The sequence below is a fragment of the Mesorhizobium sp. P2_F7 genome (assembly GCF_056403695.1).
In genome coordinates this window covers 379932-395796 of the sequence record NZ_JBFUFA010000005.1, presented here as the reverse complement: position 1 = coordinate 395796, position 15865 = coordinate 379932, and the positions used below count along the sequence as shown (strand labels likewise).

Annotated in this window: 15 protein-coding genes; 14 read left to right on the top strand and 1 reads right to left on the bottom strand. The window is 62.9% G+C overall.

Annotated features, from left to right (window positions below; genetic code table 11):
* From nuoH to AC1DZ8_RS20475, 9 genes are all read left to right on the top strand, one after another.
* Nucleotides 1-1044 carry an NADH-quinone oxidoreductase subunit NuoH gene (gene nuoH / locus AC1DZ8_RS20515; RefSeq protein ID WP_477309541.1) on the top strand — a complete coding sequence of 348 codons (1044 nt, stop codon included), beginning with the start codon at nt 1-3 and terminating at the stop codon, nt 1042-1044.
* Nucleotides 1044-1535 (top strand): NADH-quinone oxidoreductase subunit NuoI, encoded by a 492-nt coding sequence (gene nuoI, locus AC1DZ8_RS20510; protein WP_023815530.1) that lies wholly within the window; start codon nt 1044-1046, stop codon nt 1533-1535. Before nuoH ends, nuoI begins: the two co-directional genes overlap by 1 nt.
* Nucleotides 1536-1659: 124 nt before the next feature.
* Nucleotides 1660-2280: an NADH-quinone oxidoreductase subunit J gene (locus AC1DZ8_RS20505; RefSeq protein WP_477280626.1), complete on the top strand. Its 621-nt coding sequence runs from the start codon at nt 1660-1662 to the stop codon at nt 2278-2280.
* Between the two features lies 1 nt (nt 2281).
* Nucleotides 2282-2590: an NADH-quinone oxidoreductase subunit NuoK gene (gene nuoK / locus AC1DZ8_RS20500; RefSeq protein ID WP_023670810.1), complete on the top strand. Its 309-nt coding sequence runs from the start codon at nt 2282-2284 to the stop codon at nt 2588-2590.
* A gap of 10 nt (nt 2591-2600) precedes the next feature.
* Entirely contained in the window at nt 2601-4574 is a 1974-nt protein-coding gene (gene nuoL, locus AC1DZ8_RS20495) for an NADH-quinone oxidoreductase subunit L (protein WP_477309540.1), read from the top strand.
* A complete protein-coding gene (locus AC1DZ8_RS20490; RefSeq protein WP_477309539.1) occupies nt 4574-6079 on the top strand; it encodes an NADH-quinone oxidoreductase subunit M in 1506 nt (501 codons plus the stop codon). Before nuoL ends, AC1DZ8_RS20490 begins: the two co-directional genes overlap by 1 nt.
* An 18-nt stretch (nt 6080-6097) precedes the next feature.
* Entirely contained in the window at nt 6098-7534 is a 1437-nt protein-coding gene (gene nuoN / locus AC1DZ8_RS20485; protein ID WP_477309538.1) for an NADH-quinone oxidoreductase subunit NuoN, read from the top strand.
* A 5-nt stretch (nt 7535-7539) separates the two neighbouring features.
* Nucleotides 7540-8361 (top strand): biotin--[acetyl-CoA-carboxylase] ligase, encoded by an 822-nt coding sequence (locus tag AC1DZ8_RS20480; RefSeq protein ID WP_477309537.1) that lies wholly within the window; start codon nt 7540-7542, stop codon nt 8359-8361.
* A gap of 31 nt (nt 8362-8392) precedes the next feature.
* Nucleotides 8393-10063, top strand: coding sequence for a ribonuclease J (locus tag AC1DZ8_RS20475; RefSeq protein ID WP_477309536.1), 1671 nt, complete (start codon nt 8393-8395; stop codon nt 10061-10063).
* 21 nt (nt 10064-10084) lie between these two features.
* Here AC1DZ8_RS20475 and AC1DZ8_RS20470 read toward each other — a convergent pair whose 3' ends face one another.
* Complete coding sequence (locus AC1DZ8_RS20470; protein ID WP_477309535.1) at nt 10085-10927, bottom strand: MBL fold metallo-hydrolase; 843 nt, start codon at nt 10925-10927, stop codon at nt 10085-10087.
* Between the two features lie 133 nt (nt 10928-11060).
* On the opposite strand from AC1DZ8_RS20470, the gene mce reads away from it, so the two are divergent.
* The 5 genes from mce to AC1DZ8_RS20445 all read left to right on the top strand — a co-directional run bounded on the left by mce (nt 11061) and on the right by AC1DZ8_RS20445 (nt 15799).
* The gene (mce, locus tag AC1DZ8_RS20465) at nt 11061-11465 is read left to right on the top strand and encodes a methylmalonyl-CoA epimerase (protein ID WP_477309534.1); all 405 of its coding nucleotides are present in this window, start codon (nt 11061-11063) and stop codon (nt 11463-11465) included.
* Complete coding sequence (locus tag AC1DZ8_RS20460) at nt 11462-11746, top strand: DUF1467 family protein (RefSeq protein ID WP_477309533.1); 285 nt, start codon at nt 11462-11464, stop codon at nt 11744-11746. Before mce ends, AC1DZ8_RS20460 begins: the two co-directional genes overlap by 4 nt.
* Nucleotides 11747-12477: 731 nt before the next feature.
* Entirely contained in the window at nt 12478-13806 is a 1329-nt protein-coding gene (proS, locus tag AC1DZ8_RS20455; RefSeq protein ID WP_477401516.1) for a proline--tRNA ligase, read from the top strand.
* The gene (locus AC1DZ8_RS20450) at nt 13803-15119 is read left to right on the top strand and encodes a lipoprotein-releasing ABC transporter permease subunit (protein ID WP_477401514.1); all 1317 of its coding nucleotides are present in this window, start codon (nt 13803-13805) and stop codon (nt 15117-15119) included. The genes proS and AC1DZ8_RS20450 overlap by 4 nt, the downstream gene beginning before the upstream one ends.
* A complete protein-coding gene (locus tag AC1DZ8_RS20445; RefSeq protein WP_112565145.1) occupies nt 15116-15799 on the top strand; it encodes an ABC transporter ATP-binding protein in 684 nt (227 codons plus the stop codon). Before AC1DZ8_RS20450 ends, AC1DZ8_RS20445 begins: the two co-directional genes overlap by 4 nt.
* The last annotated feature ends 66 nt before the right edge of the window (nt 15800-15865 follow it).

Below are 15865 nucleotides of genomic sequence, written 5' to 3'. Positions count from 1 at the left end.
ATGGACACTTTCTTCTCCTTCTATGTGCTGCCGGCGCTGATCATCATTTTGAAGTCCGTCGTGCTGATCGTCGTTCTGCTGATCGGGGTCGCCTACCTGCTTTACGCCGATCGCAAGATTTGGGCGGCGGTGCAGCTGCGCCGCGGTCCGAACGTCGTCGGCCCCTGGGGCACGCTACAGGCCTTCGCCGATCTGCTGAAATTCGTCTTCAAGGAGCCGGTCATTCCGTCCGGCGCCAACAAGGGCGTCTTCCTGCTGGCGCCGCTGGTGTCCGCGGTGCTCGCGATCTCCGCCTGGGCGGTCATTCCGGTCAATGCCGGCTGGGCGATCGCCAACGTCAATGTCGGCATCCTCTACGTCTTCGCCATCTCCTCGCTTGAAGTCTATGGCGTGATCATGGGCGGCTGGGCGTCCAACTCGAAATACCCGTTCCTCGGCGCGCTGCGCTCGGCGGCGCAGATGGTGTCCTACGAAGTCTCGATCGGCTTCGTCATCGTCACCGTGCTGCTTTGCGTCGGCTCGCTCAACCTGTCGGACATCGTGATGTCGCAGCAGGACGGGCTGGGCACCAAGCTTGGCCTGCCCAACAGCTTCCTCGACTGGCACTGGCTGGCGCTGTTCCCGATGTTCGTCATCTTTTTCATCTCGGCGCTGGCCGAGACCAACCGCCCGCCCTTCGACCTGGTCGAAGCCGAGTCTGAGCTCGTCGCCGGCCACATGGTTGAATATTCCTCGACGCCGTTCCTGCTGTTCTTCCTCGGCGAATATGTCGCCGTGGTGATGATGTGCGCGCTGGCCACCATCCTGTTCCTCGGCGGTTGGCTGCCGCCCTTCGACTTCGCGCCCTTCACCTGGGTGCCAGGCGTGATCTGGTTCGTGCTCAAGATCTGCCTGATGTTCTTCATGTTCTCGATGGTGAAGGCTTTTGTGCCGCGCTACCGCTACGACCAGCTGATGCGCCTTGGCTGGAAAGTCTTCCTGCCGATCTCGCTGGCGATGGTGGTAATCGTCGCGGCCTTCCTCAAGATCACGGGGTTTGCGTGATGTCCGCTCTCGGCCAAGCCGCCAAATCGCTGCTGCTGCAGGATTTCGTCAGCGCCTTCTTCCTGTCGATGCGCCAGTTCTTCGCGCCGAAGGAGACGATCAACTATCCGCACGAGAAGGGGCCGATCAGCCCGCGCTTCCGGGGCGAGCATGCGCTGCGCCGCTATCCCAATGGGGAAGAACGCTGCATTGCCTGCAAGCTGTGCGAAGCGATCTGCCCGGCGCAGGCGATCACCATCGAGGCCGGCCCGCGCCGCAATGACGGCACGCGCCGCACCGTGCGCTACGACATCGACATGGTGAAGTGCATCTATTGCGGCTTCTGCCAGGAAGCCTGCCCGGTCGACGCCATCGTCGAGGGGCCGAATTTCGAATTCGCGACGGAGACCCGCGAGGAGCTTTACTACGACAAGGACAGGCTGCTGGCGAATGGCGACCGGTGGGAGCGCGAACTGGCGCGCAACATCTCGCTGGACTCACCCTATCGCTGACATTTGACGCATGGACGGGGCGAGGGGCCTCGTCTAAGGAACACGCAACTTGCCGGCCGGAGGCGGTCGCAAACATCGAACAGGACGGATGTCCTGTTTCGGACAGGAACCCGGGGGATCCCCAATGCTGAGTGGACTAGAGGCGGCCTTTTTCTACCTCTTCGCCTTTGTCGCGGTGGCGTCGGCCTTCATGGTCATTTCGTCGCGTAACCCCGTGCATTCCGTGCTGTTCCTGATCCTGACCTTCTTCAATGCCGCCGGCCTGTTCATGCTGACCGGCGCCGAGTTCCTGGCGATGATCCTGCTCGTCGTCTATGTCGGCGCCGTCATGGTGCTGTTCCTGTTCGTCGTCATGATGCTCGATGTCGACTTCGCCGAGATGAAGGAAGGCGCCCTGCAATACGCACCGATCGGCGCGCTGGTCGGGCTGATCCTGGCGGCGGAACTGATCATCGTGCTCGGCGGCTATACGTTCGCGCCGCAGCTGGCCTCGACGGTTTCGAAACCGATCCCGGATCTCGCCGCCCGGACCAACACCGCTGCGCTGGGCGACATCCTCTATACCGACTACCTCTACTACTTCCAGATTTCGGGCCTCGTGCTTTTGGTCGCCATGATCGGCGCCATCGTCTTGACGCTGCGCCACAAGGAAGGGGTCAAGCGGCAGTCGATCGCTGCCCAGGTCGGCCGCACGCCGGCAACGGGCATGGAAATCCGCAAGGTCAAGTCGGGCGAGGGGCTCTGAGATGGTCGTCGGCATCGCACATTATTTGACCGTATCGGCGATCCTGTTCACGCTCGGCGTGTTCGGCATCTTCCTGAACCGCCGCAACATCATCGTCATCCTGATGTCGATCGAGCTGATCCTGTTGGCGGTCAACATCAATTTCGTCGCCTTCTCGGCGGCATTGGGCGATCTCGTCGGACAGGTGTTTGCGCTGTTCGTGCTGACGGTCGCGGCCGCCGAGGCGGCCATCGGTCTTGCCATTCTCGTCGTCTTCTTCCGCAACCGCGGCTCGATCGCGGTCGAAGACGTGAACCAAATGAAGGGTTGACGGGGCTAACATGTATCAAGCGATCGTCTTCCTCCCGCTGCTCGGCTTCCTGATCGTCGGCCTGTTCGGCAATTCGCTCGGCGCCAAGGCATCGGAATACATCACCTCGGGTTTCCTGGTGATCTCGGCCGTGCTGTCCTGGGTCGCATTCTTCTCCGTCGGCTTCGGCGAGGGCGAGGTCTTCACCGTGCCGGTGCTGCGCTGGATCCAGTCGGGCGGTCTCGACGCCTCCTGGGCGCTCAGGATCGACACGCTGACCGTGGTCATGCTGGTCGTGGTCAACACCGTGTCGGCGCTGGTCCACATCTATTCGATTGGCTACATGCACCACGACCCGAACCGGCCGCGCTTCTTTGCCTATCTGTCGCTGTTCACCTTCGCCATGCTGATGCTGGTGACGGCAGACAATCTGGTGCAGATGTTCTTCGGCTGGGAAGGGGTGGGCCTCGCTTCCTATCTGCTGATCGGCTTCTGGTACAAGAAGCCGTCGGCCAACGCCGCTGCCATCAAGGCCTTCGTCGTCAACCGCGTTGGCGATTTCGGCTTTGCGCTCGGCATTTTCGGCGTCTTCGTGCTGTTCGGCTCGGTCAATCTCGGCACCATCTTCGCCAATGCCGCGACGTTCATTCCGGCCGAAGGCGCTGAACACGGTGCTGCCGTTCTCACCTTCCTTGGCTATGCGCTGGACAAGCATTCGGCCATGACCATCGTCTGCCTGCTGCTGTTCATGGGCGCCATGGGCAAGTCGGCGCAGGTGCCGCTGCACACCTGGCTACCGGACGCCATGGAAGGCCCGACACCGGTTTCCGCGCTCATCCATGCCGCCACCATGGTCACCGCCGGCGTGTTCATGCTGGCGCGCCTGTCGCCGCTGTTCGAGCTGTCGCATTCGGCGCTGACGGTAGTGACCTTCATCGGCGCCTTCACCGCCTTCTTCGCAGCGACCGTCGGCCTGGTGCAGAACGACATCAAGCGCGTCATCGCCTATTCCACCTGCTCGCAGCTCGGCTACATGTTCGTGGCGCTCGGCGTCGGCGCCTATGGCGCGGCGATCTTCCATCTGTTCACGCATGCCTTCTTCAAGGCGCTGCTGTTCCTCGGTTCGGGCTCGGTCATCCATGCCGTCTCCGACGAGCAGGACATGCGCAAGATGGGTGGCCTGCGGAAGCTCATTCCGAAGACCTACTGGATGATGGTGATCGGCACGCTGGCGCTGACCGGCGTCGGTATTCCGGTGACCGTCATCGGCACCGCAGGCTTCTTCTCCAAGGATGCCATCATCGAGGCCGCTTTTGCCGGGCACAATTCGGTCGCCGGCCTCGCCTTCATCCTGCTGGTCATCGCCGCCTGCTTCACCTCCTTCTATTCCTGGCGGCTGATCTTCATGACCTTCCACGGCGAGCCGCGGGCGAGCCATGACGTCATGCACCATGTCCATGAATCGCCGCCGGTGATGCTGGTGCCGCTGTTCATCCTGGCTGCCGGTGCGCTGTTTGCCGGCGTGATCTTCCATGGCGCCTTCATCGGCGAAGGCTATGCCGAGTTCTGGAAGGCGTCGCTGTTCACGCTGCCGGACAACCACATCCTGCACGATATCCACGAATTGCCGTTGTGGGTCGAGCTGGCACCGTTCGTCGCCATGGTCATCGGCTTTGCCGTCGCCTGGAAGTTCTACATACGCTCGCCGGAACTGCCCCGTAGCGTCGCCGCCAACCATCGCCTGCTCTACGCCTTCCTGCTCAACAAGTGGTATTTCGACGAGCTCTACGACGTCCTGTTCGTGCGGCCTGCAAAGGCGCTCGGCCGGTTCCTGTGGAAGACCGGCGACGGCACCATCATTGACGGGCTCGGTCCGGACGGCATTTCGGCGCGCGTCGTCGACGTCACCAACCGCGTCGTCAAGCTGCAGACCGGCTACCTCTATCACTATGCCTTCGCCATGCTGATCGGTGTGGCCGCACTCGTCACCTGGATGATGCTCTGATGACCGCCTGGCCAATCCTCTCGCTGGTCACCTTCCTGCCGCTGGTTGGTGTGCTGCTGATCCTGTTCATCAATGATGACGGTGAAAACGCACGCCGCAACATCCGCGCCATCGCGTTCACAACGACGGCGGCCACCTTCATCATCTCGCTGTTCATCTGGACCGGCTTCGACAACTCGCAGGCCGGCTTCCAGTTTGTCGAGAAATACGCCTGGCTGGATTCCGGCATCTCCTACCACATGGGCGTCGACGGCATTTCGATGCTGTTCGTCATCCTGACGACGTTCCTGATGCCGCTCTGCATCCTGGCGTCGTGGGAAGCGATCGACAAGCGCGTCAAGGCCTACATGATCGCCTTCCTGCTCCTGGAAACGCTGATGATCGGCGTGTTCTGCGCGCTCGACATCGTGCTGTTCTACGTCTTCTTCGAAGCCGGCCTGATCCCGATGTTCATCATCATCGGCGTCTGGGGCGGCAAGCGCCGCGTCTATGCCTCGTTCAAGTTCTTCCTCTACACACTGGCCGGCTCGGTGCTGATGCTGCTCGCCATCATGGCGATGTTCTTCCAGTCCGGCACCACCGACATCCCGACGCTGCTCACCCACAACTTCCCGGCCAGCATGCAGACATGGCTATGGCTCGCCTTCTTCGCCTCCTTCGCGGTGAAGATGCCGATGTGGCCGGTGCACACCTGGCTGCCCGATGCCCACGTCGAGGCGCCAACGGCCGGCTCGGTGATCCTGGCCGCCATCCTGTTGAAGATGGGCGGGTACGGCTTCTTGCGCTTCTCCTTGCCGATGTTCCCGCTGGCATCGGAAATGTTTGCGCCGCTGGTGTTCACGCTGTCGGTCGTCGCCATCATCTACACCTCGCTGGTGGCGCTGATGCAGGAGGACATGAAGAAGCTGATCGCCTATTCCTCCGTCGCCCATATGGGCTTCGTCACCATGGGCATTTTCGCCATGAACCAGGAAGGCGTGCAGGGCGCGATCTTCCAGATGCTGTCGCACGGCCTGGTCTCGGGCGCACTGTTCCTGTGCGTCGGCGTCATCTATGACCGCATGCACACACGCGAGATCGACGCCTATGGCGGGCTGGTCAACAACATGCCGAAATACGCCACCGTGTTCATGGTCTTCACCATGGCCAATGTCGGCCTGCCCGGCACCTCAGGCTTCGTCGGCGAGTTCCTGACCATGCTCGGCGTGTTCAAGGTCAACACCTGGGTGGCGTTCTTCGCCGCCACCGGCGTCGTCCTGTCGGCGGCCTACGCGCTCTGGCTCTACCGCCGGGTGATCTTCGGCGCGCTGACCAAGGAAAGCCTGAAGGGCCTGCTTGATCTCTCTACTCGCGAGAAGGCGATCATATACCCGCTGGTCGTGCTGGTCATCTTCTTCGGCGTCTATCCCGCTCCCGTCTTCGATGCCACGGCCCAGTCGGTCAAGGCGCTCGTCACCAATGTCACCGCATCCATCGGCGCCGCGCAGACCGCGGCGGCGAACTGACCAGAGGTTTTGCGAACCATGACGCCGGACCTTTATTCCAGCCTTTCGCTCTCGACGCCGGAGTTGATCCTCGCCATCGGCGCGCTGGCGCTGTTGATGGTCGGCGCCTATTCGCGCGCCAACACCGTCAATTTGGTGACCGGCCTTGCCGTCGCAGTGCTGGTGATCGCAGGCCTATGGCTGATCTCCTCCACCGGGCAGGGCGCAGCCTATGGCAACGCCTTCATCCAGGATCCGTTCTCCCGCTTCATGAAGGTGCTGTCGCTGATCGGTTCGGCGGTGACACTGGTGATGTCGATGCGCTTTGCCAAGCAGGAGCATTTCGACAAGTTCGAATACCCCGTGCTGATCCTGCTCTGCACGCTCGGCATGATGCTGATGATCTCGGCCAACGGCATGATCGGCCTCTATCTCGGCCTCGAACTGCAATCGCTGGCGATCTACGTGCTGGCGGCGATCAACCGCGACAATCTGCGTTCGACCGAGGCCGGCCTGAAGTACTTTGTGCTCGGCGCGCTGTCGTCGGGCATGCTGCTCTACGGCATCAGCCTGGTCTACGGCTACACCGGCAATGTCGGCTTCCAGGAAATCGCCTCGGCCTTGGGAAGCGGCGAGCGCCAGCTCGGCCTCGTTGTCGGCCTGGTCTTCGTTCTGGCCGGGCTCGCCTTCAAGATCTCGGCGGTGCCGTTCCATATGTGGACGCCTGACGTCTACGAGGGCGCACCTACACCGGTCACCGCCTTCCTGGCGGCTGCCCCCAAGATGGCGGCGATGGCGCTGATCGTGCGCGTCACCATGGGCGCCTTCAAGCCGATCGCTTCCGACTGGCAGCAGATCATCGTCTTCATCTCGATCGCCTCGATGGCGCTCGGCGCCTTTGCCGCTATCGGCCAGACCAACATCAAGCGACTGATGGCGTACTCCTCGATCGGCCATATGGGCTATGCGCTGGTCGGCCTTGCCGCCAACAGCCAGGCCGGCGTGCGCGGCGTCGCCATCTACATGCTGATCTATCTGGTGATGACGCTCGGCACTTTCGCCTTCATCCTCGCCATGCGGCGCAAGGAAGGCAATGTCGAGCAGATCAGCGATCTCGCCGGTCTCTCCTCGACCAACCCGATCATGGCGACGATCCTGACCATCCTGATGTTCTCGCTGGCCGGCATCCCGCCGCTCGCCGGCTTCTGGGGGAAGTGGTACGTCTTCCTCGCCGCCATCAACGCCAACCTCTATGCGCTGGCGATCATCGGCGTGCTGGCCTCGGTGGTGGGTGCCTATTACTATCTGCGCATCATCAAGATCATGTGGTTCGACGAACCGGCCGGCGGCTTCGTGCCGATGGCCAGCGAACTGCGCCTCGTGCTCGGCGTCTCCGGCGCCTTCGTGCTGTTCTATGTGCTGATCGGCGGTCCGATCGCGACCTACGCCGAAGCCGCCGCCAAGACATTTTTCTGAGCGGGATGGCATTTCGGCTGGCTCCAACCTCTGAGACGGAAGGGTTCCGGCTCGAGGCTCATGACAGTATCGGCTCCACCAACACGGTGGCGCTGGACCATGCAAGGGCAGGCGACCCCGGCAAATTGTGGGTCGTTTCCAAGAAACAGGAAAGCGGGCGCGGCCGGCGTGGCCGTGCCTGGGTATCGCCCGAAGGCAATCTGGCAGCGACTTTGCTCGTCATCACGGGCGGCGAGCTTCGCCTTGCCGCGACACTAGGCTTCGTCGCCGGCCTGTCGCTGGCCGATGCGCTCGATGCCGTCGTGCCGAAAGGCCGGATCTCGATCGGCCTCGATGGCGCCAGCCAGGGCAATAACCGTTTCGAGCTGAAATGGCCGAACGACGTGCTGGCGTCCGGCGCCAAGCTTGCCGGCATCCTGCTGGAATCGGCCATTCTCGACGGCGGCCGTTTCGCTGTGGCGGTCGGCATCGGCGTCAATGTGGTGGCATATCCCACTGATATGCCGTATCCGGCGACATCGCTGCAGGCGCTTGGCGCGACATGCGATGCCGAAACGCTGTTTCTGGCGCTGTCGGATGCGTGGACCGACAATGCGCGGCTGTGGGATGAAGGACGCGGGCTCGATGCCATCCGGCGGCGGTGGCTGGCGCGCGCAGCGGGGCTCGGCGGCGAGGTTGCTGTCAGGATTGACGGGAATGTGGTGCGCGGTACCTTCGAGACCATTGACGCGGACTGCCGTTTCGTGATCCGCGATGATGAGGGGTCGGTCGTGACGGTAGCCGCCGGCGACGTGCATTTCGGCGCGGTCGCGTCGGCAAGGGTTTAGGACTGGCCCGAGGGCCGGGAAGGGAAAATTGATGGCGAAAGCGCAAAACGCCGAACTCGTCTTCGTGCCGCTCGGCGGCGTCGGCGAGATCGGCATGAACTTCGCCCTTTACGGCTATGGGCCGCCCAGTGCGCGTGAATGGATCGTCGTCGATGTCGGCGTGACCTTTCCCGACGCGGCGCATCCGGGCGTCGACCTGATCCTGCCCGATACGCGCTTCATCGAGGAAAACCTCGCCAATCTGCGCGGCATCATCATCACCCATGCGCATGAAGACCACTACGGTGCGCTGCTCGACACCTGGCCGAAGCTGAAGGCGCCGGTGTGGATGACGCCGTTCAGCGCCGGCCTGCTGGACGCCAAGCGCCAAGGCGAACAGGGCGCGCCAAAAATCCCGGTGACGATCTACCGGGCAGGCGAGAAATTCACAGTCGGGCCGTTCGAGATCGAGGCCATTCCGGTGGCGCATTCGATCCCCGAGCCGATGTCGCTGGCCATCACCTCACCGGCCGGCACCGTTATCCATACCGGCGACTGGAAGATCGATCCGGAACCGACGATCGGACCCAAGACCGACGAAGCGCGTTTCCGCGCCTATGGCGACAAGGGCGTGCTGGCGCTGGTCTGCGATTCGACCAATGCGCTCAGGGAAGGCGAATCGCCGTCGGAAGTGGCGGTGGGCGAAGGGCTGAGAGGCGTCATCCAGAGCGCTGTTGGCCGCGTCGCCGTCACCACCTTCTCGTCCAATGTCGGTCGTATCGTCTCGATCGCCAGGGCGGCGCGCGATGCCGGCCGCCAGTGCCTGGTGCTCGGGCGCTCGCTGAAGCGGGTCATCGATGTCGCCGGTGAACTCGGCTACATGGACGGGCTGCCGGAGTTCATCGCCGAAGAGGATTTCGGCTTCATCCCGCGCGAGAATTTGGTCATCATCTGCACCGGCAGCCAGGGCGAGCCGCTGGCGGCGCTGGCGAAACTGTCGCGTGACGAGATGAAGTCAGTGTCGCTGACGGCAGGCGACACGGTGGTGTTTTCCTCGCGCACCATTCCCGGCAACGAGAAGGCGATCCTCGAGATCAAGAACCGGCTCATCGATCTCGGCATCAAGATCATCGAGGACGGCGACGCGCTGGTGCATGTCTCCGGCCATCCGCGCCGCAGCGAACTGCGCAGGATGTATGAATGGGTGCGCCCGCAGATTGGCGTTCCCGTGCATGGCGAGGCAGCCCACCTGGTGGCGCAGGGATCGCTGATGTCGACCTCAGGCATCGGCCAGGTGGCGCAGGTGCGCGACGGCGACATGCTACGGCTGGCGCCCGGTCCGGCAACGATCATCGACCAGGTGCCGTTCGGCCGCATCTACAAGGACGGCAGGCTGATCGGCACCGACCAGGCGATGGGCATACGCGACAGGCGCAAGCTGTCGTTCGCCGGCCATGTCGCGGTCAATGTCGTGCTCGACGACAAGTATGAGCTGGCTGGCGATCCCGATCTGGTCGCCATCGGCGTTGCCGAAGCCGATGCCCGCGGCGAGAACATGGAAGATCTGATGCTCGACGCGGCCGTCGGCGCGGTGGACTCTATCCCCCGCCAGCGCCGCAAGGACCTCGATCTGGTGCAGGAAGCGGTGCGGCGCGCCGTGCGCGGTGCCGCCAACGAAGCCTGGGGCAAGAAGCCGCTGGTGACTGTGTTCGTCACCCGCTAGGGCGACGCCAATCGCTGAAATTCAGCTGGTGGCGGGAAGCCAGCGAAACGTCCCGTCCACTCGCTCGACGTGCCCGAGACCCGGGAACGGCATGTGATAGCCGGCGACCAGCAGCCGGTGATCGGCGGCCATGTTCAGCAGGCGCTTGCGGGTCTCGACGGCCTGCTCCTTCTCGTCGTCGAGATCGGCATGCCACTCAGGCCGCTGGATCGACACGACAGAGTGCAGGAAAGCGTCCGACCAGATGAGCAATTGCTGGCCGTCACTTTCGATGTGGAACGCCAGCAATCCCGGAGAATGGCCGGCAGCGTCGATGGCAGTGATGCCTGGCACGACCTCGTCTCCGGGCGCTACGAATGTTGAGCGGTCGGCAAGGCCGGCGCAGACACGCAGGAACAGGTCGCGGTTGCTCAGCCTGGCTTCGCGCACCGTATCGGCCTCGGTCCAGAAGACGAATTCTGCCGCACCGAACACGTAGCGCGCCTGGCTGAAGACGGCTTCGCCGTTGCGGACGAGGCCGCCAATATGGTCGGGGTGGCCATGCGTGATGACCACCAAATCGATGTCGGCGGGTTCGATCCCAAGGTTCTGCAAACATTGCAGCAGCGAACTGTCCTCGTCGCCGAATCCCGTGTCGAACAGGATCTTTTCGGCACCGGTGTCGACCAGCGTCGGGATGAAGCAATGCTCGTACCGGTTGGGGTCGATGAAGTTCGACATGGCGAGTTCCCGCACCGCGCCCGGCGACTGCCCGGTGGCGAAGGCAGCCGCGAGATTGTCTCTGGCGTCGACGGCGTCGAGCAGGGCGGCAACCCTGAACGAGCCAAGATCGAAGCTGAAAACGCGGGGGCGGGCATTGGACATTGCCGTTTGTACTTCGCCGATACCGATTCGAACATGCCGGCGGTTCACGGAAGTGCGACCTTGCGCGCCTCGGCAAAGGCTATTGATGTCGGCCGATTTGCCGTAAGACGCCAGCATGGAAGCTGGAGGTTTCATGCTCGGACGCCTGAACCATGTCGCGCTTGCCGTGCCGGATCTGGCTGCGGCAATCACCGCCTATCGCGATACGCTTGGCGCGAAGGTCACCGCGCCACAGGCGCTGCCGGAGCACGGCGTGACGGTGGTGTTCGTCGATGTCGGCAACACCAAGATCGAACTGCTGGAGCCGCTGGGCGAGGGCTCGCCGATCGCGGCCTTTCTTGAGAAGAACCCCTCGGGCGGCATGCATCATCTCTGCTATGAGGTCGACGATATTCTTGCCGCGCGCGATCATCTCAAGGCGAGCGGGGCGCGTGTGCTGGGCGATGGCAATCCCAAAACCGGCGCCCACGGCAAGCCGGTGCTGTTCCTGCATCCCAAGGATTTCTTCGGCACGCTGGTCGAACTGGAGCAGGCATGAGCTGGATTTCGTTTGCCGCGCTGTTCTTCATCACCTGGTGGCTGATGCTGTTCATCGTGCTGCCGTTTTCCGTGCACACGCAGGATGACGATCACGACGTGACGCTGGGCACGGTTGCCAGCGCCCCGCGCGGGCCGCATATGCTGCGCGCCGTGGTCCGCACCACCATCGTCACGGCTGTCGTCATGGGCATTTTCTACGGGCTGACGCATGGGCTGGGTTACAGCCTCGACGAAGTCCCGCACATCATCCCCGAAGCCAGCCAGGCACCGGCTAACTAAACTCTTTCCCGCCTACAGATCGGGCAGGGTGTTTGTGCCTGTTTTCGGAGCACAAAACTCAGGTTTTGTCGCGCCAGCCCGCGATGCGCAATTCGCCCTCAAGCGTGGCCGAGCCGCGAGAGAATCACGGCCCGGCATCAGGCCGGCGCAAGCTCATGTAATTTGGGAACAGGTTGATCTAACCGGATGATTGGGCAAAAAAAATGCAAGGCACAAGGCCTTGCAATTTAAACGCGTTCCGATCTGTTTTCCGGTTTCCGGCGGCAGCGGGTAACCGCGCCTAGATCGCATCCTCCCAAGACTTTGACCGCGTAGGAGAGCAGATTTTTCTCTACCCTCTCGGTTATCGGGGCACACTAGCCTAACCCTGATGAAATTGTCACGCAGAATTTTGCCCGCAAACGGGCAATCCTGTGCTGCACTGCACAATAGTACGGCAGGCTTTGCTTGCGAAACGAACAACAGCGGGGTTGCCGCAATAATGTGGCCAGGTGTGCTGTGTCGCTCGGACGCGCAAAGCGTGTGAGAGCACTTTGCAGCCAGGCCCGGCACTTTGCACCCAAGCTTTACCGTTTTCGGTTCCAAGATCTTTGGAAGAAGAATCGATTTTTGCGATTTCGGGCCGATGCGGCGGGTCGGGTTTCCATTCCGTCACGAAATAGCTATGAAGCCGGGGCAAGCAAGCCAGCCGCGCCGATTCCGGTGCAGCCTCCTCTCTCACGGACCTGTCCATGCGTTTGTCGCAGTTTTTCCTGCCCATCCTGAAAGAAAATCCGCGCGAGGCCGAGATCGTCTCGCACCGGCTGATGCTGCGTGCCGGCATGATCCGCCAGCAGGGGCAGGGCAGCTTTTCCTGGCTGCCGCTGGGCAAGCTGGTGCTGGACAAGGTCTGCCGCATCATCCGCGAGGAGCAGAACCGCGCCGGCGCGCTGGAAATCCTGATGCCGACCATCCAGTCGGCCGATCTGTGGCGCGAAAGCGGCCGCTATGACGACTACGGCAAGGAGATGCTGCGCATCAAGGACCGGCAGGACCGCGACATGCTCTACGGCCCGACCAATGAGGAAGTGGTCACCGAGATCGTGCGCGCCTACGTCAAGTCCTACAAGGATTTGCCGCTCAATCTCTACCACATCCAGTGGAAGTTCCGCGACGAGGTGCGGCCGCGCTTCGGCGTCATGCGCTCCCGCGAATTCCTGATGAAGGACGCCTACTCCTTCGACCTCGATTTCGACGGCGCAAAGGCGGCCTATAACAGGATGTTCGTCTCGTATCTCAGGACCTTCACGCGCATGGGCTTGCAGGCCATTCCGATGCGGGCCGACACCGGGCCGATCGGCGGCGACCTCAGCCACGAATTCATCATCCTGGCCGACACCGGCGAGAGCCAGGTCTATTGCGACCGCGCGTATCTGTCGCTGCAGGTGCCCGGCGAAAACACCGACTTTACCAAGGACGGCGAGATCGCAGACATCGTCAAGACGTGGACGACGCCCTACGCCGCCACCGACGAGATGCATGACGAGGCGGCCTGGGACAAGCTCGGCGAAGCCGACCGGGTCTCGGCGCGCGGCATCGAGGTCGGCCACATCTTCCATTTCGGCGACAAATATTCGAAGCCCATGAACGCCAAGGTGACCGGGCCTGACGGCAAGGATCATTTCGTCTCCGGCGGTTCCTACGGCATCGGTCCGTCGCGCCTGGTGGCGGCGATCATCGAGGCCAGCCATGACGACAACGGCATCATCTGGCCGGAAGCGGTGACACCGTTCGACATCGGCCTGATCAACATGAAGGTGGGCGACGCCGACTGCGACCGCGTCTGCAACGAGCTCTATGCTGCCTTCACCGGCGCCGGCAAGGACGTGCTATACGACGATACCGACCAGCGGCCGGGCGGCAAGTTTGCCACCGCCGACCTGATCGGCCTGCCCTGGCAGGTGATCGTCGGGCCGCGCGGCGTGGCAGCCGGCGAGATCGAGATCAAGAACCGCCGGACCGGCGAGCGCGAGACGCTGCCGGTCGCGGAGGCCAAGAAACGCTTCGGTGCAACCGCATGACCGAAGCCGCGGCAACGAAGCCTTCGGTCGCCAAGTCGCCGGTCGCCAAGTCTCCGGTCGCTGGCCCGTTTTCCATGTTCGAACGCATGGTTGCGTGGCGATATCTGCGCTCGCGCCGCAAGGAGACGGTGATCTCGGTCATCGCCTCGATCTCCTTCCTCGGCATCATGCTGGGCGTCGCCACGCTGATCGTCGTGATGGCGGTGATGAATGGGTTCCGGGCCGAGCTTCTGAYCCGCATTCTCGGCGTCAACGGTCACCTGATCGTCCAGCCGCTGGATTCGCCGCTTGAGGACTATGCGCAGGTTGCCGCCCGCATCAACGGCGTGGCCGGTGTCAAATACGCGATACCGCTGATCGACGGCCAGGTGCTGGCGCAAGGCAATGTCGGCGGCGGCATGGGCGCGCTGGTGCGCGGCATACGCGCCGAAGACCTCGGCAAGATCGCCATCGTCGCCCAAAACGTCAAACAAGGCACGCTTGACGGCTTCGATTCCGGCGAAGGCGTCGCCATCGGCAAGCGCATGGCGGAGAATCTCGGCCTGGTGCTGGGCGACACCATCACGCTGATCTCGCCGGACGGCGATGTGACGCCGATGGGCACGACGCCGCGGCTGAAGGGCTACAAGGTGGCGGCGATCTTCGAAGTCGGCATGTCGGAGTATGACAGCTCCATCGTCTACATGCCGTTCTCGGAAGCCCAGCTCTATTTCAACATGGACGGCAGGGCGCAGACGATCGAGATCTATGTCGACAATCCCGACAATGTCGACGCGCTGAAACCGCTGGTCGATGCGGCCGCACAACGGCCGATCGACATGGTCGACTGGCGCCAGCGCAACGAGACGTTCTTTTCCGCCCTGCAGGTCGAGCGCAACGTCATGTTCATGATCCTGACGCTGATCGTGCTGGTGGCGGCGCTCAACATCATCTCCGGCCTGATCATGCTGGTGAAGGACAAGGGGCACGACATCGCCATTCTGCGCACGATGGGGGCGTCACGCGGCGCCATCCTGCGCATATTCCTGATGACGGGCGCGGCGATCGGTGTCACCGGCACGCTCGCCGGCGTGCTGCTCGGGGTGCTCATCTGCACCAACATCGAATCCATCCGCCAGTTCTTCTCCTGGATGACCGGCAAGGTGCTGTTCAATCCGGAGCTCTATTTCCTCAGCCAGCTGCCGGCAAAGATGGACCCGCGCGAGACCACCTACGTCATCCTGATGGCGCTCGGCCTGTCCTTCCTGGCGACGGTGTTTCCGGCATGGCGGGCCGCCCGTCTCGATCCGGTCGAGGCCTTGAGATACGAATGAAGTCCGAGATCATTATCGAGCTGAAGAGCGTCGAGCGGCACTATGTCCAGGGGCCGCGCAAGCTCACCATTCTGAACGGCGCCGATTTTTCGCTGAAGCGCGGCGAGATGGTGGCGCTGGTGGCGCCGTCAGGCACCGGCAAATCGACGCTCTTGCACACTGCGGGCCTGCTCGAGCGCCCCGACGCCGGCGACGTCATTTTGGCCGGCCGCGCCTGCGGACGGCTCTCCGACGACGAACGCACCGCGATCCGCCGCAACGATGTCGGCTTCGTCTATCAGTTCCACCATTTGCTGCCGGAGTTTTCGGCGCTCGAAAACATCATGATGCCGCAGCTGATCAAGGGGCTGTCGCGCAAGGAAGCGTCGGAGCGCGCGGCGCAGCTGCTCGACTATATGCAGATCGGAAAGCGCGCTTCGCACCGGCCGTCCGAACTGTCGGGCGGTGAACAGCAGCGCGTCGCCATCGCCCGTGCGGTCGCCAATGCGCCCTTGCTGCTGCTCGCCGACGAGCCGACCGGCAATCTCGATCCGGTCACCGCGTCCTATGTGTTCGAGGCGCTGGGCGCGCTGGTCAGGCAGTCCGGCCTTGCCGCGCTGATCGCCACCCACAACCACGAGCTGGCCTCGCGCATGGACCGGCGGGTGACGTTGCACGAGGGTAAGGTCGTCCCGCTTTAGGGCACGTCGATACTCAGGTGAGGCCGGCCTGCGAAAGGCGACTTCCTGCGCTTCCGGTGCTCACGT

Coding starts and splice junctions, on each gene's coding strand:
- AC1DZ8_RS20480 (WP_477309537.1), top strand. CDS start 7,540: ATGGCATTTCGGCTGGCTCCAACCTCTGAGACGGAAGGGTTCCGGCTC.
- AC1DZ8_RS20470 (WP_477309535.1), bottom strand. CDS start 10,927: ATGTCCAATGCCCGCCCCCGCGTTTTCAGCTTCGATCTTGGCTCGTTC.
- nuoH (WP_477309541.1), top strand. CDS start 1: ATGGACACTTTCTTCTCCTTCTATGTGCTGCCGGCGCTGATCATCATT.
- AC1DZ8_RS20475 (WP_477309536.1), top strand. CDS start 8,393: ATGGCGAAAGCGCAAAACGCCGAACTCGTCTTCGTGCCGCTCGGCGGC.
- AC1DZ8_RS20460 (WP_477309533.1), top strand. CDS start 11,462: ATGAGCTGGATTTCGTTTGCCGCGCTGTTCTTCATCACCTGGTGGCTG.
- nuoN (WP_477309538.1), top strand. CDS start 6,098: ATGACGCCGGACCTTTATTCCAGCCTTTCGCTCTCGACGCCGGAGTTG.
- mce (WP_477309534.1), top strand. CDS start 11,061: ATGCTCGGACGCCTGAACCATGTCGCGCTTGCCGTGCCGGATCTGGCT.
- AC1DZ8_RS20505 (WP_477280626.1), top strand. CDS start 1,660: ATGCTGAGTGGACTAGAGGCGGCCTTTTTCTACCTCTTCGCCTTTGTC.
- AC1DZ8_RS20490 (WP_477309539.1), top strand. CDS start 4,574: ATGACCGCCTGGCCAATCCTCTCGCTGGTCACCTTCCTGCCGCTGGTT.
- nuoL (WP_477309540.1), top strand. CDS start 2,601: ATGTATCAAGCGATCGTCTTCCTCCCGCTGCTCGGCTTCCTGATCGTC.
- proS (WP_477401516.1), top strand. CDS start 12,478: ATGCGTTTGTCGCAGTTTTTCCTGCCCATCCTGAAAGAAAATCCGCGC.
- nuoI (WP_023815530.1), top strand. CDS start 1,044: ATGTCCGCTCTCGGCCAAGCCGCCAAATCGCTGCTGCTGCAGGATTTC.
- nuoK (WP_023670810.1), top strand. CDS start 2,282: ATGGTCGTCGGCATCGCACATTATTTGACCGTATCGGCGATCCTGTTC.
- AC1DZ8_RS20445 (WP_112565145.1), top strand. CDS start 15,116: ATGAAGTCCGAGATCATTATCGAGCTGAAGAGCGTCGAGCGGCACTAT.